Origin of the sequence: Limnohabitans sp. YIMB22184 (assembly GCF_048020265.1) — a bacterium.
Taxonomy (GTDB): Bacteria; Pseudomonadota; Gammaproteobacteria; order Burkholderiales; family Burkholderiaceae_C; genus Limnohabitans_A.
Window position 1 is genome coordinate 285,094 of sequence record NZ_CP171843.1, and the last position, 19,220, is coordinate 304,313.

Annotated in this window: 18 protein-coding genes; 12 read left to right on the plus strand and 6 right to left on the minus strand. The window is 61.4% G+C overall.

Features of this window, described 5'->3' with window-relative positions; all coding sequences use genetic code 11:
- Positions 1 to 26: 26 nt before the first annotated feature.
- Positions 27 to 362 carry a helix-turn-helix transcriptional regulator gene (locus ACHEXL_RS01265; protein ID WP_416560261.1) on the plus strand — a complete coding sequence of 112 codons (336 nt, stop codon included), beginning with the start codon at positions 27 to 29 and terminating at the stop codon, positions 360 to 362.
- Positions 359 to 1,588: a type II toxin-antitoxin system HipA family toxin gene (locus tag ACHEXL_RS01270; RefSeq protein WP_416560262.1), complete on the plus strand. Its 1,230-nt coding sequence runs from the start codon at positions 359 to 361 to the stop codon at positions 1,586 to 1,588. Before ACHEXL_RS01265 ends, ACHEXL_RS01270 begins: the two co-directional genes overlap by 4 nt.
- A gap of 105 nt (positions 1,589 to 1,693) precedes the next feature.
- Here ACHEXL_RS01270 and ACHEXL_RS01275 read toward each other — a convergent pair whose 3' ends face one another.
- Complete coding sequence (locus tag ACHEXL_RS01275; protein WP_416560263.1) at positions 1,694 to 2,797, minus strand: porin; 1,104 nt, start codon at positions 2,795 to 2,797, stop codon at positions 1,694 to 1,696.
- A gap of 388 nt (positions 2,798 to 3,185) precedes the next feature.
- Here ACHEXL_RS01275 and ACHEXL_RS01280 point away from each other — a divergent pair, with 388 nt between their 5' ends.
- Complete coding sequence (locus ACHEXL_RS01280; RefSeq protein WP_416560264.1) at positions 3,186 to 4,244, plus strand: phage integrase SAM-like domain-containing protein; 1,059 nt, start codon at positions 3,186 to 3,188, stop codon at positions 4,242 to 4,244.
- A 71-nt stretch (positions 4,245 to 4,315) separates the two neighbouring features.
- Here the strand turns inward: ACHEXL_RS01280 and ACHEXL_RS01285 are convergent, their stop codons facing one another.
- From ACHEXL_RS01285 to ACHEXL_RS01295, 3 genes are read right to left on the minus strand one after another with little or no spacing between them, the layout of a single operon-like run.
- Entirely contained in the window at positions 4,316 to 5,806 is a 1,491-nt protein-coding gene (locus ACHEXL_RS01285; RefSeq protein ID WP_416560265.1) for a tripartite tricarboxylate transporter permease, read from the minus strand.
- 12 nt (positions 5,807 to 5,818) lie between these two features.
- Entirely contained in the window at positions 5,819 to 6,283 is a 465-nt protein-coding gene (locus ACHEXL_RS01290; protein ID WP_291926464.1) for a tripartite tricarboxylate transporter TctB family protein, read from the minus strand.
- The gene (locus ACHEXL_RS01295; RefSeq protein ID WP_416560266.1) at positions 6,280 to 7,254 is read right to left on the minus strand and encodes a Bug family tripartite tricarboxylate transporter substrate binding protein; all 975 of its coding nucleotides are present in this window, start codon (positions 7,252 to 7,254) and stop codon (positions 6,280 to 6,282) included. The genes ACHEXL_RS01290 and ACHEXL_RS01295 overlap by 4 nt, the downstream gene beginning before the upstream one ends.
- A 136-nt stretch (positions 7,255 to 7,390) precedes the next feature.
- Here ACHEXL_RS01295 and ACHEXL_RS01300 point away from each other — a divergent pair, with 136 nt between their 5' ends.
- Together ACHEXL_RS01300 and ACHEXL_RS01305 are read left to right on the plus strand one after the other, a co-directional pair.
- A complete protein-coding gene (locus ACHEXL_RS01300; RefSeq protein WP_416560267.1) occupies positions 7,391 to 8,098 on the plus strand; it encodes a response regulator transcription factor in 708 nt (235 codons plus the stop codon).
- Positions 8,095 to 9,510, plus strand: a complete 1,416-nt coding sequence (locus ACHEXL_RS01305; RefSeq protein ID WP_416560268.1) for a sensor histidine kinase — start codon at positions 8,095 to 8,097, stop codon at positions 9,508 to 9,510. The genes ACHEXL_RS01300 and ACHEXL_RS01305 overlap by 4 nt, the downstream gene beginning before the upstream one ends.
- A 37-nt stretch (positions 9,511 to 9,547) precedes the next feature.
- On the opposite strand, the gene ACHEXL_RS01310 is transcribed toward ACHEXL_RS01305, so the two are convergent.
- Both ACHEXL_RS01310 and zwf read right to left on the minus strand, forming a co-directional pair.
- The gene (locus ACHEXL_RS01310; RefSeq protein WP_416560269.1) at positions 9,548 to 10,393 is read right to left on the minus strand and encodes a MurR/RpiR family transcriptional regulator; all 846 of its coding nucleotides are present in this window, start codon (positions 10,391 to 10,393) and stop codon (positions 9,548 to 9,550) included.
- 14 nt (positions 10,394 to 10,407) lie between these two features.
- Entirely contained in the window at positions 10,408 to 11,871 is a 1,464-nt protein-coding gene (zwf, locus tag ACHEXL_RS01315) for a glucose-6-phosphate dehydrogenase (protein ID WP_416560270.1), read from the minus strand.
- Positions 11,872 to 11,954: 83 nt separating this feature from the next.
- On the opposite strand from zwf, the gene tal reads away from it, so the two are divergent.
- The 7 genes from tal (at position 11,955) to ACHEXL_RS01350 (ending at position 19,116) form a co-directional block, all read left to right on the plus strand.
- Positions 11,955 to 12,902 (plus strand): transaldolase, encoded by a 948-nt coding sequence (tal, locus tag ACHEXL_RS01320; RefSeq protein WP_416560271.1) that lies wholly within the window; start codon positions 11,955 to 11,957, stop codon positions 12,900 to 12,902.
- A 15-nt stretch (positions 12,903 to 12,917) separates the two neighbouring features.
- Entirely contained in the window at positions 12,918 to 14,450 is a 1,533-nt protein-coding gene (gene pgi / locus ACHEXL_RS01325) for a glucose-6-phosphate isomerase (RefSeq protein WP_416560272.1), read from the plus strand.
- A gap of 55 nt (positions 14,451 to 14,505) precedes the next feature.
- Positions 14,506 to 14,922: a hypothetical protein gene (locus ACHEXL_RS01330; RefSeq protein WP_416560273.1), complete on the plus strand. Its 417-nt coding sequence runs from the start codon at positions 14,506 to 14,508 to the stop codon at positions 14,920 to 14,922.
- Between the two features lie 74 nt (positions 14,923 to 14,996).
- The gene (locus ACHEXL_RS01335) at positions 14,997 to 16,376 is read left to right on the plus strand and encodes a hypothetical protein (protein ID WP_416560274.1); all 1,380 of its coding nucleotides are present in this window, start codon (positions 14,997 to 14,999) and stop codon (positions 16,374 to 16,376) included.
- A gap of 2 nt (positions 16,377 to 16,378) precedes the next feature.
- On the plus strand, positions 16,379 to 17,803 hold the full coding sequence (locus ACHEXL_RS01340; protein ID WP_416560275.1) for a multicopper oxidase family protein: 1,425 nt from the start codon (positions 16,379 to 16,381) through the stop codon (positions 17,801 to 17,803).
- A gap of 45 nt (positions 17,804 to 17,848) precedes the next feature.
- The gene (locus ACHEXL_RS01345; RefSeq protein WP_416560276.1) at positions 17,849 to 18,358 is read left to right on the plus strand and encodes a cupredoxin domain-containing protein; all 510 of its coding nucleotides are present in this window, start codon (positions 17,849 to 17,851) and stop codon (positions 18,356 to 18,358) included.
- 11 nt (positions 18,359 to 18,369) lie between these two features.
- Positions 18,370 to 19,116, plus strand: a complete 747-nt coding sequence (locus ACHEXL_RS01350) for a DUF411 domain-containing protein (protein WP_416560277.1) — start codon at positions 18,370 to 18,372, stop codon at positions 19,114 to 19,116.
- Positions 19,117 to 19,220 lie beyond the last annotated feature (104 nt).

The following is a 19,220-nucleotide window of genomic DNA, read 5'->3' on the forward strand; positions in this document are numbered from 1 at the left end:
GACATTATTATTTAATATTTTATTCAATGACCGAATTTTTAGACTTTAACTTCTCTTCGGCCGAGGAAATATCTCTGGCCTTGGCGCAGCGATTGAAACGCCTGCGGATTCAAAAAGAGATTGCCCAAGCCGACATGGCCGAGCGCATGGGCGTGTCTCGCAGCACACTCAACACGCTCGAAAACACGGGCAAAGCTTCGGTGATCGCCTGGATCAAACTGGTCCAGTGTCTCGGTCAGGAGGGGCAATTGCAGCCCTTGTTCAAACCCGTTGTCGCGTCCATTGCGGACATGGTGCAGCAACAAAAACCGGCTCGCCAGCGTGTCTCTCGCACGCGCCGTATTCCGAAGGCAACGCCGTGAAAAAAGTGCAAGTCCGTTATGAAGGCTGGGGCGAAAACTGGCTTTTGGGCACATTGGCCGACGATGGGCAGCATCTTCTTTTTGAGTATTCGGCTCAAGCCTTGAATGAAGGCCTGGACTTGTCACCGAGGCATTTGCCCTTGCAAAAACAGGCCATGGGCGATTTTCCAAGGCATTTTTGGCGCTTGCCAGGCCTGTTTGCAGACTCCTTGCCCGATGGCTGGGGCATGCTGCTCATGGACAAGCTGTTCAGAAAGCAAGGGCTTCGGCCTGAACAGTGTTCACCGCTGGATCGCTTGAGCTTCATTGGTTATCGTGGGCTGGGGGCACTCACCTATGAGCCTGACACACAGGGCGATGTCTTACCCGATGCGGTGGATCTTGTCGCCTTGGCCAACGAAACAGCGCTGGTTATGCAAGGCGAGGACACTCAAACCCTTCAAAAGCTGGCCATGCTGGGCGGCTCCCCGCAGGGGGCCAGGCCCAAAGTTTTGGTGTTCTACGATCCGGCGACGACGCGTATGAGCACGACACCCATGCCATCGGGGTCAGGCTGGTTGGTCAAATTTCAGGCCTTGGGTGAGCACAAAGAAGTGTGTGCCGTCGAAGCGTTTTATGCGCAACTGGCCAGCGCATGTGGTCTGGATGTGCCCACCACACGCGTGTTCGATTTGAGCCCTCAACACGCGGCACTGGGCATTGAACGGTTCGATCTGGCGCAGGGCTTGCGTGTCCCGATCCACTCTCTGGCGGGTTTTCTGCACGCTGACTTCAGGATTCCGTCGGCGGTGGACTACACGACTTTTTTACGCGCCACACGCATGATCACGCGCGATGAGCGTGAGGTGCAAAAGGCGTTTGAACGGGCGGTTTTCAATGTACTGTTTCACAACCGGGATGACCATGCCAAAAACCTGGCCTACCGCATGGATGCGCAACGTCACTGGAAGCTGGCCCCGTGTTTTGACCTCACGTACAGCGAAGGGCCCGGCGGCGAGCACCAGATGGACGTTTGCGGAGAAGGGCTGAACATCACCCGCAGTCATTTGACGAAATTGGCTCAGCAAGGCGGCCTCGATGCAAGGTGGGCAGCGCAAAGGCTGGACGCCATGCTCGAAGTGGTGGACCAGTGGCCCACACTGATTGAGTCATTTGATATTCGGCGCGCGACATGCCAGAAAATGCATGAGGCAGTCATCCGACAGCGTGAAGCATTGATGCATTGAGTCAGGTTCACAAAACTCAAGGTACAGATACCAGAAAAAACCCACCGTGTTGCCACGGTGGGTTTTTAAGCTTTTAACACTCAGCTGGCTTGCGCCAGCCTCAAATTAGAATGAGTGCTTGACGCCAGCTTCGAAGCCTTTGGACTTCAAGCCAGTGAAGTCGCTGGCAGCTGCGGAACCGACAGTGTTGCCGTAGCCAGCTTCGTTCTTCAGGACAGCGTATGTGCCGTACACGGAAGTGCGCTTGCTCAGGTCATACACAGCGCCCAAGGCGAACTGGTTGCCCACTTTGTCGCTGTCCGCTTTACGTGCAACGTAAGAAGCCTTCAAAGTCACAGCACCCACTGGAGCGGACACCCCCAAGATAGTCGACTTAATGGTGCCGGAGTCGCCGCCACCAACAAAAGTCAGCTTGTCTGTTTTGTAACCAGCGCTCAACTTGGCCATGCCGAAGTCATAGGAACCAGCCAAGAAGTTCGTTGCCAGCTTAGCTGTGTCAGTTGTACCTTTGCTCGATTGATTGCCGAAAGCGACAGTCAATGGACCATTACCGTATTGCAGCTTCAAGCTGGTCATTTTTGTTGCATTGCGGTTGGTTGTACCGGTGTTTTCTGCACCGAAGCTGTACATCAAGCCAGCAGTGAAACCACTGAACGATGGGCTGTAGTAAGCAATGCTGTTGTTGGCACGAACAGCATTAGAGTCGCTCAATGTCACAGTGTTGCCAACCAAGGTAGCAAAGCCACCGGTTGCTGTTGTCAACGCAGCATTGTCAGCAATCTGTTGGGCAGGCGTCAGAGTTGCGTCGGTATTGTCAAAAACCATGCCGTTGGCCAGGTTGTAAGAAGAACCCACACCGTTGGTGCCAAATGGATCAGCAATGCCAGCGATCGTAAACAGTGGGGTGTAGTCACGGCCCAAACGCACTTCACCGAAGCCACCGGACACACCGATGGTGGACTTGCGTTGGAAGTCAAACTTGCCGGATGTGCCGACGTCAGGGTTCATGCCGCCTTCGAAGTGGAAGCCTGCCTTCAAGCCGCCGCCCAGGTCTTCAGTACCCATCACGCCGAAACGGCTGGAGTAGATACCGTCTTGAGCCATGCCCTGGAACTTGTTTGTGCCAGTGGTCACGTTGCGGTAGTTCAGGTCAGCACCACCGAACAAAGTCACGGTGGATTGAGCCATAGCGCCAGTTGCGGCTGCCAATGTAGCCAGAGCAGCTACATTTTTTGCATTATTTGCGAATAAAGAGTTAACATCAGATCCGTCACTCTATACATCTCTAGCTATGACCGTTCGGCCGCTTTTTGGCTCTTTGTGCGCCAGTCTCGATGACTTTTTGAACCAGCCCATGACCGTTGTGGGCGCCTCTGGCGCGTCTGCTGTCGCCATTTTGGATGCCAACCAACCTGTTTTTTATGTGGTGAGTCCAGATGCGTGGAGCAAGTTATCAAATTTCGGCAATATAAAAACTGACGGTGATATATTTATTAGAAAAAATAAAAATATTAATCAGGATCTCTCTACCGAGTATCTGGCGCATGCAGCGGAGCCTTCCCCGCCTGCGCGAAGCGTCAGGCGCCAGCACTCGGCCATGACCGAGTCGGTTCTGACGCAAGGTGCCATGCGAAACAACAGTTTTGACGTGCTGTCCGAGCAGCTCTTGGCGCAAGAAAAACAGCGCGTTCAGCGTGGTGAGTTGAGTGCCGCATCGGTGGGTATTTTGAAGAATCGCCTGGATGCGCATGTGTTGCCGCATTTCAAATACATCCCGCCGTCCCAGGTGACGCCCATGATGATGGACGCCTTTGTGAAGCGGCTGACCGACAGTCAGCTCAGCTCGACCACCGTTTCGCAATACCTGGTGGTGGTGCGCAAGCTGCTCAAGCTGGCGATTCGTCACGGTTTTTTGCGGGAAGTGCCGGAGTTGCCCAGCATCAAGGTGGCCAGTCAGCCTCGGTCCATGCTGAGTTTGAGGGAGTACGCGGCAGTGGTGCGCACGGCCAACCGTTTGTGCAGAAGGGGTGGCAAAGCGCCAGAGGTCAAAGCCTCGACCCTGAAAAGAGATCGGTTTTGGGTGCAGCCGAGGCATTTGAGCTTGCCGCCTGACATGGCCTGGGCGATCCGGTTCATGGTCAACAGTTTTGTGAGGCCTGGTGATTTGCGCCAGCTCAAACACAAGCATGTGCAAGTGGTGCGTGGCGCCAGCTTGTATCTGCGCATGACACTGCCAGAGACCAAGCGCCACGATGCACCGATGGTGACCCTGAGTCCCGCAGTGCGGGTGTACGAAGCGGCCTTGGCCAAGGCCCAGCGAGAGGGTTTTGGTGGGCCCGATGACTATGTATTTTTACCCGCAGAAAAAGACCGCAATTACGCCTTGGCAGTGCTGGGCTTCTGGTTCAAGTGGGTCATGCGTGAAGCAGGCGTGGCACCCGAAGACACCTCAGGCCGCTTGCGCACGCTGTATTGCCTTCGCCATACCTCGATCATGTTTCGCCTTTTGTACGGGCAAGGCATTGACATGTTGACGTTGGCTCGCAATGCCCGTACGTCGGTGCAGATGATCGAGCGCTTTTACGCGTCGGCGCTGGATGGTGAGATGAATGTGGCCATGTTGCAAAGTCGGCGCACATCCAAGAAGAAGGCTTGATTGCTGAGGCAGCTCATTCGCATGCACACCCGCGTGCGCGGGCTTGCAAATGGGTCTGCCCGTAGCGTTCTTTATCGCCCAGCGCGGTAGCGCTTCCACAGCGGTGGCACGATCAGCAGCAGCGCGGCGACGGCCATCAAGGCACCCGACAAAGGCCGTGTAAAGAAAGTGGACCACTCGCCTTGGCTGATGGTCAGCGCCTGGCGCATGGATTGCTCGCCCAGAGGTGCCAGAATCAAACCCACGATCAGCGGGGCCGCCGGGAAGTCGAAGCGCCGCATGATGTAGCCCAGCAGGCCAAAGACAAACAGCAAGCCGACGTTGAATACCGAGTTGCCTGCACCGTACACGCCCGCCGTCGAGATGACGATGATGCCCGCGTAGAGCCAGGGCGGCGGGATCTTGAGCAGCTTGACCCACAGGCTGACCAGCGGCAGGTTGAGCACCAACAAAATCACGTTGCCGATGTAGAGGCTGGCGATCAGCGTCCACACCAGGCTGCCTTGTTGGCTGAAGAGTTGTGGGCCGGTCTGGATGCCGTAGCCTTCAAAGGCCGACAGCATGATGGCCGCCGTGGCCGAGGTGGGGATGCCCAGGGTCAGCAAGGGCATGAGCACACCCGCCGCAGCGGCGTTGTTGGCGGCTTCGGGACCTGCCACACCTTCGATGGCGCCGTGGCCAAATTCTTCGGGGTGTTTGGAAAGTTTTTTCTCGGTGTAATACGACAGCAGCGTGGGCAATTCGGCTCCGCCTGCAGGCATGGCCCCAATAGGGAAACCAAAGAATGCGCCACGGAACCAGGCTTTCCATGAGCGTGCCCAGTCGCTCTTGCTCATCCACAGACTGCCGGAGAGCTTCATGACTTCGCCGCCTTTGGACTCACGGCCTTGCCAGGCCAGGTACAGCGCTTCGCCCACGGCAAACAGACCCACAGCGGCCACGGTCACCTCGATGCCGTCCAGCAATTCAGGGCGGCCAAAGGTGAAGCGGGGCTGACCGGTTTGCAGGTCCACACCCACCATGCCCAGCAGCAGGCCCAGGCCCAACGCGACCAGGCCGCGCAGCATGGAGTTGCCCAGCACGGCCGAGACCGCGACCACCGACAACACCATCAGGCTGAAGTATTCGGCAGGGCCAAAAGCCAGCGCCGCTTCGACCACCCAAGGGGCGACGAAGGTCAGGGCCAGCGTGCCGATGGTGCCGGCCACAAAGCTGCCGATGGCCGCCGTGGCCAAGGCCTGGCCAGCGCGGCCTCGGCGGGCCATTTTGTTGCCTTCGAGCGCGGTGACCACCGCCGCAGACTCGCCCGGGGTGTTGAGCAAAATCGAGGTGGTGGAGCCGCCATAGGCCGCGCCGTAGTAAATGCCCGCGAACATGACGAACATGCTGGTGGCGGGCACGTGGTAGGTGAGGGGCAACAGCAAGGCGATGGTCAGCGCCGGGCCAATGCCGGGCAACACGCCGACCAGCGTGCCAACAAAGCAGCCCACAAAGCCCCACATCAAGGTGGTGGGTTGCAAGGCAACGGCAAAGCCACCCATCAGGGCGTCAAAAGCTTCCATGGGGAATCCGATTCAAATCAACCAGGGCAGTGCAGGGCCCAAACCCACGCCCAGCAATTGGGCAAACACAAACCAGAACGTGCTGGCAATCGCCGCGCAGATGAGCGCAGACTTGAGGCCCAGCGGTGCGTCAAACGCACGCGCCACCCCCATGCCGCACAAGGTGCCGGGGATGACAAAGCCCAAAGGGATGACCAAGGCGATGAAGGCCAAGCCGCCGCCCAGCAAGCTGAGCACCCGGGCGTTGGCGCCGGGCAAAGGCGACTGGTCTGGCGCTTCACTTTCGTCGGTCTGGCGACCGCGCCAGGCGCTGATGCCGTAGAGCACGGCAAACAGGCTGAGCGCGGCCACGATCACGCCGGGGGCCAATGTCGGGCCCACGGTCATCTGCATCAGGGATTCAGGGATGACCGTGACTTGCCAGGCGGCCACCCCGCACAGGGCGACCAGCAAGAGGGCGACGCGAAGCGGCGTCATGCCAGGCCCAGTTCTTTCATCAGAACTTCCTTCTCGGCAATGTCCTTGGCCAGGTCGCGCTCAAAGGGGCGCTCGGTCATGAAGGCGTCGGTCCACTTGCGTGTTTCCAACTCTTGCTTCCACGGTGCCGATGCATTGAGCTTGGTCACAAAGTCGATCATGGCTTCGCGCTGCGCGGCCGAGATGCCGGGGGGCGCGAACACGCCGCGCCAGTTGGACTCGGTCACGTTCACACCCAGCTCGGTCAGGGTGGGCACGCTCACGCCGGGGATGCGGCGCTTGCCGGACACGGCCAGCGGGATCATGCGGCCAGCCTTGATTTGTTCTTCGAATTCGGAATAGCCCGAGATACCCGCCGACACCTGGCCACCCAAAATGGCGGCGTTGGCAGGGCCACCGCCCGCAAAGGCCACATAAGCGGCTTCGCGGGGGTTCTTGCCCAAGGCCTTGATCAACATGCCCAAAATCAGGTGGTCGGTGCCGCCTGCGCTGCCACCCGCGACCGACACGGCCTTGGGGTTGGCCTTGATGGCCGCTTCCAGTTCTTTCCAGGTCTTGATCTTGCCGTTGGCCGGCACCACGATCACGCCGGCTTCTTCGGTCAGGCGGGCAATCGGGGTCACGTCCTTGATGGTGACGGGGCTCTTGTTGGCAATGCCCGCGCCGATCATGACCGAGCCGCCCACCATGAGCGTGTTGCCCTGGCCTTTGCGTTGGTTCACGAAGCGGGGCAGACCCACCATGCCGCCTGCGCCGCCGACGTTTTCAAACTGCATGGTGCCCACCAGGCCTGCCGCCTTGGCGGCGCGCTCCATGGCGCGGGCGGTGCCGTCCCAGCCGCCACCGGGGGCTGCGGGCACAAACATGTTGATGCTGGCGACCATGGGCTTGGCCTGGGCCCAGGCGGGCAAGGTGAACGAAGCACCAGCGGCAGCGCCGAGGGCCAGGAAGTCGCGTTTGGAAATGGACATGCAGGTCTCCTGTGTGAAAATAAAAACACCACTGCCGGGCACGCACCATGGGCAGATGGCACGATTTTGGTGCCGTGCCAGGCGTCAAGCTGTCAATCACCTGTCAAATCCATTCAGTAATTACCCTCAACCGCCCATGACGCCCCGAATCCTGCTGGTGGAGGACACCCCCGACATTGCCCTGTGGCTGGGCACCGCATTGCGCCAAGGGGGCATGCAGGTCGAATTTGCCACCGACGGCCATGCGGCCGACCTTTGTCTGCAGCCGGGGCACGGCTTTGACGCGGTGCTGCTCGATTTGCAGCTGCCCGGGCAAGATGGCTTGAGCGTGTTGCAGGCTTTGCGGGGGCGGGGTGATGCGGTGCCGGTGCTGGTCTTGACGGCGCGTGCCAGCGTGCCCGACCGGGTGCTGGGCCTGAACATGGGCGCTGACGATTATTTGCCCAAGCCCTTTGATCTGAGCGAACTCGAAGCCCGGCTGCAGGTGTTGCTGCGCCGCCATGGCCGCGCCAAAACCACCGCGCTGCGGTGGGGGCCGCTGGAGATGCAGCCGGAAAACGGCACCGCACAACTGCACGGCCAGGTGTTGGCGCTGACCCAGCGCGAAGCCGCTGCGCTTCGGGTGTTGCTGTCGTCCCCGCAACGCACGGTGAGCAAAGAGCAGCTGCACACCGAAGTGTTTGTGGGTGACGACACCGGACTGGATGCGGTGGAGGTGCTGATTTACCGCCTGCGCAAAAAGCTCGAATCGTCTGCGGCATCGCAAGGGCGTGTGCCCGAGGTGGTGATCACCACCTTCCGCGGCATGGGCTACATGTTGACTTCTCCGGTCGGCACCACATGACGCCAACACCTGCGCCAACGAATCGTGCCGTGGCATCGCTGCGCAGGCGATTGCTCAGCTGGATCTTGCTGCCTTTGGCGGCGCTGATTGGCGTGAACGCCTGGGTGGGCTATGGCAACGCGGTGCAGGCGGCCAACGAGGCCTACGACCGGTCCCTGTACCTCGCTGCCCGCACCCTGGCGGAAGAGCTGGCCTGGCGCGATGGCCGCGTTCAGCTGGACGTGATGAAGGCTGCGGGCTACCTGTTCGAGAACCACACCGGATCGCGTTTGTTCTACAAAGTCACCACCCCTGGCGGTCAGTGGCTGGCGGGGGTGGCGGCCTTGCCCGATGTCCCCGTGCGTGCGCAGTCGGCCGTGAAGTACTTTGCCTTGGTGCAGTTTGACGATGGGGTGTACCTGAACCAGCCCGTGCGCCTGGCGCAGCTCACGCACGTCATGGAAGACGCGGGCCTGGCCGATCCGCTGATCAAGATCACCGTGGCCGAAACCATGGAGGCGCGACAGCAACTGATCCAGCACATTTTGTGGGACACCTTGGGCAGCCAGGGCTTGTTGCTGCTGGCCGCTGCGGGTCTGGTGATCTGGGGCGTGCAGCGCGGCATCCGGCCGCTGGAGGCGTTTCGTCAGCAACTGGCGAGCAAGGCCGACGATGATTTTTCGCCCATCCAGCCGCCGGACTTGCCGCGCGAGTTGCGGCCCCTGATCGAGACCCTCAACAGCTACCTGGATCGGCTGGGGCGCTTGATCGACATCCGCAAACGCTTTCTGGACAACGCCGCGCACCAGCTGCGCACGCCGCTCACGGCCCTCAAGACGCAGCTGGCGCTGGCCCAGCGCAACACCGAGCCAGAGCAGGCGCAGACCTTGTTGACCGCTGCGCGCCAAACCACCGAAGATGCCGTGCGCCTGACTGAGCAGCTGCTGGCCATGACCCGTGTGGAGCACGCCCGGGAAATGCACAGCCCGCAAACCGTGGACCTGGTGGCGTTGGCACGGCGCGTGACGCAAGAACATCTGGTGCGGGCTCACCAGCTGGGCGACGACCTGGGGCTGGAGGCACAGGTGGTGCAATGTGAAGTGCAAGGTGTGGACCTGCTGCTGCATGAAGCCTTGAGCAACCTGATCGACAACGCGATTCACCACGGTCCTGTGGGTACGCACATCACGGTGCGCGTGGGCCATGGTTGGTTTGAAGTGGAAGACGATGGCCCGGGCATCGCACCCGAGCACCAGGCGCATGTGTTCGAGCGCTTTTACCGCGCGGCCCCTTCAGGGGTGACCGGCAGCGGTTTGGGTCTGGCGATCGTGAAAGAAATCGCGAGCCAACATGGTGCGGCGGTGAGCGTACGCAGCCCTTTGCGTGATGGTCGGGGCACCGCCATCCGCATGGCGTGGGTGAATGAGGGATGACCTTTGCGGGAGGTCGCTTCTGCGTTCGAATTCGGTCTCAGGTGTAGCGCTTGCTGCGCAGGTTGTTTTTCATGTCGCGCAGCACGGGTTGCAGTTCTTCGCCAATGCGCAGCGCAACGGTGGTGGCCAGGATGTCGATGATCAAGAGGTGCAGCAATCGCGAGACCATGGGGCTGTATTTGTCGTAGCCCTCGGGGTGGTCTGCCGTCAGGTGGATGTGCCCGGCGCTGGCCAGAGGCGAGCCGCTGGCAGTGATGACTATTGTTGTGGCACCTTGTTTTTTAGCGATGTCGCAGGCGTCCATCAGGTCGCGGGTGCGGCCCGAGTTGGAGATGATCACCGCGCAGTCGCCTGGCCTGAGCATGGAGGCGCTCATGACCTGCATGTGGCCGTCGCTGTAGGCGATGGCGTTCACGCCCAGACGGAAGAATTTGTGCTGCGCGTCTTGCGCCACGATGCCGGAGTTGCCCACGCCATAGAACTCGATGCGGCGGTTGGTTTTTTGTGTCGCGGCCAGTGCTTGCGCGGCATGCTCCAGCGCGAAAGAACTCGCGTCGTTGCGGTACTTCAAAAATGCGGCCACGGTGTTGTCGATCACCTTGACCGCGATGTCGCTGGTTTTGTCGTCTACGTCCACACTGCGGTGGATGAAGGGCACGCCTTCGCTCACGCTGCCGGCCAGTTTGAGCTTGAAATCTGACAGGCCGTCGTAACCCATGCTGCGGCAAAAGCGCACCACGGTGGGTTTGCTCACATGGGCGCGATCCGCCAGCTCGGTCACGGGCAGGTTGGCAAAGGCACGGGGGTCGGCCAGCACCAGCTTGCCCACGCGTTGCTCAGCCGGGGCCAATGAGGGCAATGAGGCTTTGATTCGGTCAAGCATGGCGGGTCTCCTTGTCAGATTTCTTCAGACCAGCAAAAGCCATCACGCGCGATCATGGCGCTGGAGGCGCTGGGCCCCCAGGTGCCTGCGGCATAAGGGCGTGGGCCGATGGTGTCGTTCTTCCAGTGCTGCAGGATCGGCTCGACCCAGCGCCAGGCCTCTTCTTGTTCATCGCTGCGCACGAACAGGTTCAGGCGACCGTCGAGCACGTCCAGCAGCAGGCGTTCGTAAGCGCCCACGCGCTGGCTGCCAAAGCGCTTGTCAAAGTCCAGGTCCAGGTGCACCGGGCTCAGGGTGGCCCCGCCACTGCCTTCGCCGCGTTTGCTCTGGCCTTGGGCAAACAGGTGCAGCTCCAGGCCGTCTTTGGGTTGCAGGTGGATGACCAGCTTGTTGGCATGGCCCACGGGGCTTTTGAAAATTTCGTGCGGCGTCTGGCGGAAATTGATCTCGATGTGCGCCTCGCGCGAGGCCATGCGTTTGCCGGTGCGGATGTAAAAGGGCACCCCCGCCCAGCGCCAGTTGGCGATCTCGGTGCGCAGCGCGACAAAGGTTTCTGTCGTGCTCTGAGGGCTCACGCCTTGTTCTTCCCGGTAGCCGGGCACAGCCTGGCCGAACACATTGCCTGCGCTGTACTGGCCGCGAATGACGTGCTGGCTCAGCGTCTCGGGCGTCCAGCGCTTCAAGGCGCGCAGCACCTTGAGCTTTTCGTCGCGGATCGCATCGGCGTGGGCGTTGATGGGCGGCTCCATGGCGATCGCGCACAGCAACTGCAGGGCGTGGTTTTGCACCATGTCGCGCAGGGCACCGGTGGTTTCGTAAAAGCCGCCGCGCTTTTCCACGCCCAGCTCTTCGGCCATGGTGATCTGGATGTTGGCAATGTGTTCGCGCCGCCACAGGGGCTCGAACAGGGCGTTGCCAAAGCGCAGCGCAAACAGGTTTTGCACCGCAGGCTTGCCCAGGTAGTGGTCGATGCGGAAGATCTGCTGCTCTTTGAAGACCTTGCCCACCGCCTCGTTGATGGCACGGTTGGAGGCCAGGTCGTGGCCCAGTGGTTTTTCCAGCACGATGCGCGTTTTGGCGGTGTTCAGACCATGGGCGGCCAGTTGTTCGCACACGGTGGTGAACAGGCTGGGCGCGGTGGACAGGTACATCACCACATGGTCGGTTTCGCGATCGGCCAAGCGGCTGGCGAGTGCTGCGTAGGCTTCGGGCTTGGACAGGTCCATGCGCACATAACAGAGCAAGGCAGCGAAGCGGGCGAACTCTTCGGGGTTGGGGCGTTTGTCGCCTTCGACTTGCTCAAAGCGTGACTGGATTTGTTGGCGGTACTGTTCGTCACTCAGATCGTCACGGCCCACACCGATGATGCGGCCACCTTCGGGCAGACTGTCGTGGCGGTAAGCCTGAAACAGGGCGGGCATGAGTTTGCGCCAGACCAGATCGCCTGTGCCGCCGAAGAAAACCAGATCAAAAGCCATGATGTTCTGAAATTACATGAAAAATTGGTTTGTAATGTAACTTTGTTTCATCGATAATTCAAGCCAGATTTTCAAAAACCGCCATGAACCAACTCGACGCCCTCAAACAATTCACCACCGTGGTGGCCGACACCGGCGACTTCAAGCAATTGGCCCAGTTCCAGCCGCAGGACGCGACGACCAACCCGTCACTGATTCTCAAAGCGGTGCAAAAACCCGAATACGCCCCCCTGCTGGCCGAAACCGTGGCTGCCCACCGGGGCCAGCCGCTGGACGTGGTGATGGACCACCTGCTGGTGCGTTTTGGCTGCGAGATTTTGAAGACCATTCCCGGCCGTGTGTCCACCGAAGTGGATGCCCGCCTGAGCTTTGACACCCCCGCTACGGTGGCGCGGGCGCGTCGCATCATGGCTTTGTACGAGGCGCAGGGTATCCCGCGTGAGCGCGTGCTGATCAAGATCGCATCGACCTGGGAAGGCATCCAGGCCGCGGCCGAGTTGGAGCGCGAAGGCATCCGCTGCAACCTGACCCTGCTGTTTGCGTTCTGCCAAGCCGTGGCTTGTGGTCAGGCCCAAGTGCAACTGATTTCGCCCTTTGTGGGTCGCATCTACGACTGGTACAAAAAAGCCGCAGGCCCCAACTGGGTCGAAGCCGACAACGCTGGCGCGAACGACCCCGGCGTGAAATCGGTGCGTGCCATCTTCAACCACTACAAAAAGCATGGCGTCAAAACCGAGGTGATGGGCGCATCGTTTCGCAACATCGGCCAGATCACGGCTTTGGCCGGTTGCGATTTGCTGACCATCAGCCCCGAGCTGTTGGCCCAGCTGGCGGCGACCGATGCCCCGCTGAGCTTGTCATTGGACGCTGCCGCAGCCCAGACCATGGATCTGCCCGCTGTGGCGTACAACGAAGCCTCCTTCCGCCTGGCCCTGAACGAGGACGCCATGGCCACCGAAAAGCTGGCCGATGGCATCCGCGCTTTCTGTGCAGACGCTGTCAAGCTCGAAGTGCTGATGAAGACGGCCTGAAATTGGAAGACCCTGATGCGCTGTGACCTCACGCCCGCCTGGCAAACCCTTCAACACCATGCGCAGGAGTTTGCAGGTTTTGACTTGCGCACGGCGTTCGCGCAAGACGCCCAAAGGGTTCAGACCCTGGGTCAGCAAGCCCCCCATGTGTTTGTCGATCTGTCAAAAAACCACACCGATGCCGCGACTGAAGCTCTCTTGTTTGAATTGGCGCGTCAGACGGGTTTGACCGCGCACCGCGATGCGATGTTCCGGGGCGAGCACATCAACACCACCGAAGACCGCGCCGTGATGCATTGGCTGCTGCGTCAACCCGCAGGCAGCCTGCAGGGGGCGCTGGCCGAGCCGCTGGCGCAGGTGCACACCACGCTCGACGCCATGTTGGCGTACGCCGAGCAGGTGCGCGCCGATGCCCAGATTACCGACGTGGTGAACATCGGCATTGGCGGCTCGGACTTGGGCCCGCAGATGGCCGTGCTGGCGCTGCAGGACTTCGTGATCCCGGGCAAGCGTTTTCATTTCGTGTCCAACGTCGATGGGCACGAACTCGCGGCAGTGCTCCAGGGTTTGAAGGCCGAGAACACCCTGTTCCTCATCGCCTCCAAAACCTTCACCACGATCGAAACCATGACCAATGCCCGCTCGGCGCTGGCCTGGTTTCAGGCGCAGGGTGGCACGGATGTGTCGCGCCACTTTGCGGCGCTCACCACCAACGTGTTGGCTGCGGCCGCGTTTGGCATCACCACCACTTTTGGTTTCTGGGATTGGGTGGGCGGGCGCTATTCGGTGTGGTCCGCCATTGGCTTGCCTGTGGCCATCGCCATTGGAGCGCAGGGTTTCAAGAGTTTGCTGGCCGGGGCGCATGCGATGGACCAGCACTTCCAGACCTTCCCCTTGGAAGCCAATTTGCCAGTGCGCCTAGGTCTGCTCGATGTCTGGTACCGTAATTTCCTGGCTTACACCAGCCGTTCCATTGCCCCGTATCACAGTGCCTTGCGCCGGGTGCCTGCGTACCTGCAGCAGCTGGAGATGGAGAGCAATGGCAAGCGCGTGGACCGCAATGGCCAGGCCCTGCCGTACGGCACCTCGCCGGTGTTGTGGGGCGAGCCCGGCACCAACGGCCAGCACGCTTATTTTCAGATGCTGCACCAGGGCACCGATGTGGTGCCGATGGAATTCATCGCGGTGAAAAAGCCCACACACAGCCTGAAAGATCACCACGAACTTTTGCTGGCCAACGCCATTGCACAGGCGCAGGCACTGATGCTCGGCCAGTCAGATGCAGGCGGTCACAAAGACTTCACCGGCAACCGGCCCAGCACCTTTTTGCTGCTGGACGAACTCACGCCAGCCAGCCTCGGCGCATTGATCGCCTTGCAGGAACACCGTGTGTTTGTGAGCGGCTCGGTCTGGGGCATCAACAGTTTCGACCAATGGGGCGTGGAGCTGGGCAAGGTGCTGGCCAAAGACATCCATGCGCGCCTTCAGTCGGGCGACACGGTGGGGCTGGATGCTTCGAGTGCCGAGTTGCTTCGCCGGGTTCGGTGAGGGGTTTGCCTGCTGGCACACGCCTTCAAGGCGAGCCTTGACTTATGATTTCGGCATGCGACGACTTTTCCTTTGTTTCCTGCTTTGCCTGATGCCTTTGCGGCTATGGGCGGGCGCCTGGATGCCTATGGCGCAAAGCGATTCGCACCATTCCTTTGAAGTGACGGCACTCAGCTCGGCGCATCACGCGCCAGCGGACGCGGTGCATGACTGCCATGAAGCCATGACAGCGTCTGTGTCCGAGGCGCATGCGACCCATGCGTACACAGCTGCGCAGCCCGATCCGGGCGTTCAAAATGCCGATTGCCACGATGGCACTTGCCAGTTGTGCAGCGTTTGCCACCAAAGTGCGAGCTTGACGGCATGGCCCTTGGTGTTGCCCGTTTTTCAGGCCCACACCCTGCCTGTTGGCGCCGCTTTGACGCATGTCGTGCGCACGGCGCCGCCGCTGACCAAGCCCCCCATTTTCTGAATCGCACGCCACAGGTGCGTCCGCTCGCCAACAAGGCGGGTAGATGCCGTGTTTGTTTGTTTCAGGAAATTGACATGAAACCCCTTTTGAAGCCTGCCCTGGTGCCCTTGGCCTTGGGCGCGATCATGCTGTCTGGCGCAAGCCCCGCCGTCTGGGCGCAAGCCAGTGCGGCCACAGCGGCACCCTCTGCCCATGCGCACGGCGAGCAGCATGGCACACCCTCGACTTCTACATCGTCCAGCCCTTCGACATCTGCCACGACCCGCCCGCCACTCCTGACCTGGCAGGACGCTAACCGCACCGTGGGGCAGTTCCCGCGGGGCCATGTGGATCTGCTGCGCTGGGAGCAAAAAAACATGCCCCCCATGCAGGATGCATCCTCGCACCCCGATGCGGGACAGTTGACGCTGGACCTGGCCACGCGCTTGGCCCTGCAGGACGAAGCCCAGTGGCTCAAGCCCGGCATGAGTGCCGTGGAGGAGGCCGAAGTGCGCCAGCAGATGGCGGCTGTGCGCCGTGATGTACAAAAGCTTTGGGTCGATGCGGTGGCCAGCCGCCAGTCGGTGGCGCACAGCCGAGACATTCTGGCCGTGGCGCAAGCCGGGGCCGAACTGGGCCAGCGCATGGCGCAGGTCGGCAACTGGAGCCGTGCCCGGCAAATCCAGGAGGAACTGTCGTTGTGGGACGCACGCGCCCGGCTGGACAAGGCGCAGGTGCAAGCCGACCGTGCGCTGCAGGCCTTGTGGCAGCGCATCGGTGCAGGCATGACGCCTCAGACCCTGGCGCAGCATTTGCCTTTGCATCTGCCCTTGGGCGCACCCACAGAGGGTGCGGTTGAGATCTTGAGCGGCACGCCGGCACAAGGCGGTGTTCCTGCGGAAGCTCTGGCGGCCTTGCAGGCGCAGGCGCTGCAAGCCCATTTGCGCTGGCCTCTGGAGGACCTGCAGGCGCGCCGATGGATGGCCGGGCTGGGCTTGAGTGCGCAAGATTTGCAAGCCGCGCAAAAAGCCATGCAAGAGCTGGCCGGGCAGGATCGGCCGATGTGGGACCCGCGCAACATGCGCTGGGGCCATGGTTTTGAAAAGGCGTGGCAAGCCCGCCTGCAAGCCGACCGGCTGGCGCGGCAGGTGCGTGCCGATGTGCAGCTGGCGGTGAACGCTTACCAGCTGGCACGCCAGACGGCGCAGCACACGCAGGCGCAGGTGCTGCGCTTGCACACCGAGCTCTCGCAGGAGACCCTGCTGCGCTACAACGGCATGCTCAAAAGCACCTGGGACCTGCTGGCCAGCGCGCGCACGCGCATCGACAGCGTGGACGCGGCCCTGCAGGCACAGCGCCAGCTCTGGCTGGCCCATGCCGATCTGATGGCCGTGCTGGCGGGCTTGCCTTATCCAGCCGTGGCCAGCGATGCGTCTGGCGCAACCAGCCCTTCCACCAACCCCGCAGGACACTGACCATGCAACGCCGAGATTTTTTCCAGAAAGCCATGGCCGCTGCAGGCTCTATCGCCGGTGCAGCGGTGGCCACTACCGCCGTGAGCCGCAGCGCGCTGGCTGGTCTGCCCGAACCCGTGATCCAGACCCGCCCCGACACCGCCCCGCCCTGGACGCCGCCGGGCGTGACCGGTGCCGGACGCCCTTACAACCCGGTGGTCACCCTGAACGGCTGGACCTTGCCCTTTCGCATGAAGGACGGCGTCAAGGAGTTCCACCTGGTGGCCGAGCCGGTGGTGCGCGAGATGGCACCGGGCTTTGTTGTCAACATGTGGGGCTACAACGGCCAAAGCCCCGGCCCGACCATCGAGGTGGTTGAAGGCGACAAGGTGCGGATTTTTGTTACCAACCGACTGCCCGAGCACACCACCATCCACTGGCACGGCCAGCGCCTGCCCAACGGCATGGACGGCGTGGGCGGCCTGAATCAGAAGCAGATCCCCGTGGGCAAGACCTATGTGTACGAGTTTGTGGCGCGCAGGCCGGGCACCTTCATGTACCACCCACATGCTGACGAGATGACACAAATGGCCATGGGCATGATGGGCCTGTGGATCACCCACCCCAAGGGCCAACACCCGCTGATCGCCGAAGTGGACCGCGACTACGCCTTTCTGTTGAGTGCCTACGACGTCACCCCGGGTGCCAAAACCCCCAACGTGAACACCATGCTCGACCAGAACATCTGGAGCTGGAACAGCCGGGTGTTTCCGGGCATCAGCCCCCTGGTGGCTCGCTTGAACGACCGGGTGCGGGTGCGGGTGGGCAACCTGACCATGACCAACCACCCGATCCACATCCACGGCATCGAGTTCGAGGTGACCGGCACCGACGGCGGCCCCGTGCCCAAAACCGCACGCTGGCCCGAGGTGACGACCGATGTGGCCGTGGGCCAGATGCGTCAGCTGGAGTTCATCGCCGACGAGCCCGGCGACTGGGCCATGCACTGCCACAAGAGCCATCACACCATGGGTGCCATGGGCCACGACGTGCCCACCATGATCGGCGTCGACCACCGCGGCCTGGTGCAAAAAATCCAGAAGCTCATCCCGGACTACATGGTCATGGGCGAGCGCGGCATGGCCGACATGGGCGAGATGGAAATGGAACTGCCCGAGAACACCTTCCCCATGATGACCGGCACCGGGCCTTATGGCCCCATCGAGATGGGCGGTATGTTCACCACGCTCAAGGTGCGCGCCGAGCAAAAACCGGGCGACTACAGCGACCCGGGCGATTACAAACAACCGCCCGGCACGCAATCCTTCGAGTACACCGGACCGGTGGCGGCTACTCCTCATGCCAGGCGTGCACCCGAGGCGAGCGCCCAGCCTGTGGCGGCACCGGTAGGCCAGGTGCGCAAACCGCAGGGCCATGCACACCACTGAGTGCAGCTTGTATTCATCTTCAATATGGACAAACCAGGACTTTTCATGAACACCGCACTGAACACCACGCTGAACACCCTGCTATGTGTCGCTGGCCTGCTGGCGCTGCCGCTGGCGCAGGCCCATTCGCCTTCGGCCCATGCCAGCCACTCGAATCACCACAGCCGGGCAGCTGCCGAGCAAAAAGACTGGGGCATCGCGGGCGATCCGAAAAAGGCCCAGCGCACCATCGAGATCCGCATGACCGACGACATGCGCTTTGCCCCCAAGGAGATCCAGGTCAAGTTGGGCGAGACCGTGCGTCTGGTGGCGGTGAACGCGGGCAAGGTCTTGCACGAGATCGTCATCGGCACGCCGCAAGAACTCAAGGCGCATGCCGAGATGATGAAAAAACACCCCGGCATGGAACACGACGAGCCCTACATGGCGCATGTGGATCCCGGCAAAAAGGGCGACATTGTCTGGACCTTCAACCGCGCAGGCACGTTTGAATTTGCTTGCCTGATCCCCGGCCATTTCGAAGCGGGCATGATCGGCCGCATCACCGTCAAGTGAGGGCGCACACCATGCAAAGACGTCAATGGCTCCATGCCGCAGCCCTCGTGGGGCTGACGGCCGCCGGTTTTCACCGCAGCGCGCTGGCGCAGGCCACCACCGTGCAGGTCTGGAAAGACCCCAACTGCGGCTGCTGTCACCTGTGGGTGGAACACCTGCAAGCCACCGGTTTCAAGGTCGAGGTGCGCGATGTGGGCAACACCGCTGCGCGCAAACGCCTGGGCATGCCCGAAAAACTCGGCTCCTGCCACACCGCCATGGTGGGCGGCTACGTCATCGAGGGCCATGTGCCCGCTGCCGAGATCCACCGCCTGCTCAAGGAGCGGCCAGTGGCTTTGGGCCTGTCGGTGCCGGGCATGCCGATTGGCAGCCCGGGCATGGATGGCCCGGAGTACAAGGGCCGCAAAGACGCCTACGACGTGTTGTTGGTGCAAAAAGACGGTAGCAGCAAAAGCTACCAGCGCTACCCGGGCCAGGCCCGCATGGCGCAGCGCGGCGGTATGCAACGGGTGAGCGACACGGCGGCTGCCCTGCCTTGGGCCTCGGCCGAGGTGCGGCGCATCGACAAGGCCGCGGGCAAGGTGTCGCTCAAGCACGGCGAAATCAAAAACCTCGACATGCCGCCCATGAGCATGGTGTTCCAAGTCAAAGACCCCAGCCAGCTCGATGCCTTGCAGGTTGGCCAGCAAGTGCGTTTTCAGGCCGTGCAGGAAAAAGGTGCTTACTGGGTGGTGAAGATCGAAGCGGCGGCGATGTGAAGGACCATGGGGTCAATCAAAGACCTTTCGCCCAAGAAAAAGCCCTGCAAGATGTGAACCTTGCAGGGCTTTTTGAAGTCATGGACCCCGGGTCAAGCCCGGGG

Coding starts and splice junctions, on each gene's coding strand:
- ACHEXL_RS01295 (WP_416560266.1), bottom strand. CDS start 7,254: ATGTCCATTTCCAAACGCGACTTCCTGGCCCTCGGCGCTGCCGCTGGT.
- ACHEXL_RS01265 (WP_416560261.1), top strand. CDS start 27: ATGACCGAATTTTTAGACTTTAACTTCTCTTCGGCCGAGGAAATATCT.
- ACHEXL_RS01280 (WP_416560264.1), top strand. CDS start 3,186: ATGACCGAGTCGGTTCTGACGCAAGGTGCCATGCGAAACAACAGTTTT.
- ACHEXL_RS01300 (WP_416560267.1), top strand. CDS start 7,391: ATGACGCCCCGAATCCTGCTGGTGGAGGACACCCCCGACATTGCCCTG.
- ACHEXL_RS01290 (WP_291926464.1), bottom strand. CDS start 6,283: ATGACGCCGCTTCGCGTCGCCCTCTTGCTGGTCGCCCTGTGCGGGGTG.
- ACHEXL_RS01335 (WP_416560274.1), top strand. CDS start 14,997: ATGAAACCCCTTTTGAAGCCTGCCCTGGTGCCCTTGGCCTTGGGCGCG.
- ACHEXL_RS01340 (WP_416560275.1), top strand. CDS start 16,379: ATGCAACGCCGAGATTTTTTCCAGAAAGCCATGGCCGCTGCAGGCTCT.
- ACHEXL_RS01345 (WP_416560276.1), top strand. CDS start 17,849: ATGAACACCGCACTGAACACCACGCTGAACACCCTGCTATGTGTCGCT.
- ACHEXL_RS01285 (WP_416560265.1), bottom strand. CDS start 5,806: ATGGAAGCTTTTGACGCCCTGATGGGTGGCTTTGCCGTTGCCTTGCAA.
- ACHEXL_RS01310 (WP_416560269.1), bottom strand. CDS start 10,393: ATGCTTGACCGAATCAAAGCCTCATTGCCCTCATTGGCCCCGGCTGAG.
- ACHEXL_RS01330 (WP_416560273.1), top strand. CDS start 14,506: ATGCGACGACTTTTCCTTTGTTTCCTGCTTTGCCTGATGCCTTTGCGG.
- tal (WP_416560271.1), top strand. CDS start 11,955: ATGAACCAACTCGACGCCCTCAAACAATTCACCACCGTGGTGGCCGAC.
- pgi (WP_416560272.1), top strand. CDS start 12,918: ATGCGCTGTGACCTCACGCCCGCCTGGCAAACCCTTCAACACCATGCG.
- ACHEXL_RS01350 (WP_416560277.1), top strand. CDS start 18,370: ATGCAAAGACGTCAATGGCTCCATGCCGCAGCCCTCGTGGGGCTGACG.
- ACHEXL_RS01305 (WP_416560268.1), top strand. CDS start 8,095: ATGACGCCAACACCTGCGCCAACGAATCGTGCCGTGGCATCGCTGCGC.
- zwf (WP_416560270.1), bottom strand. CDS start 11,871: ATGGCTTTTGATCTGGTTTTCTTCGGCGGCACAGGCGATCTGGTCTGG.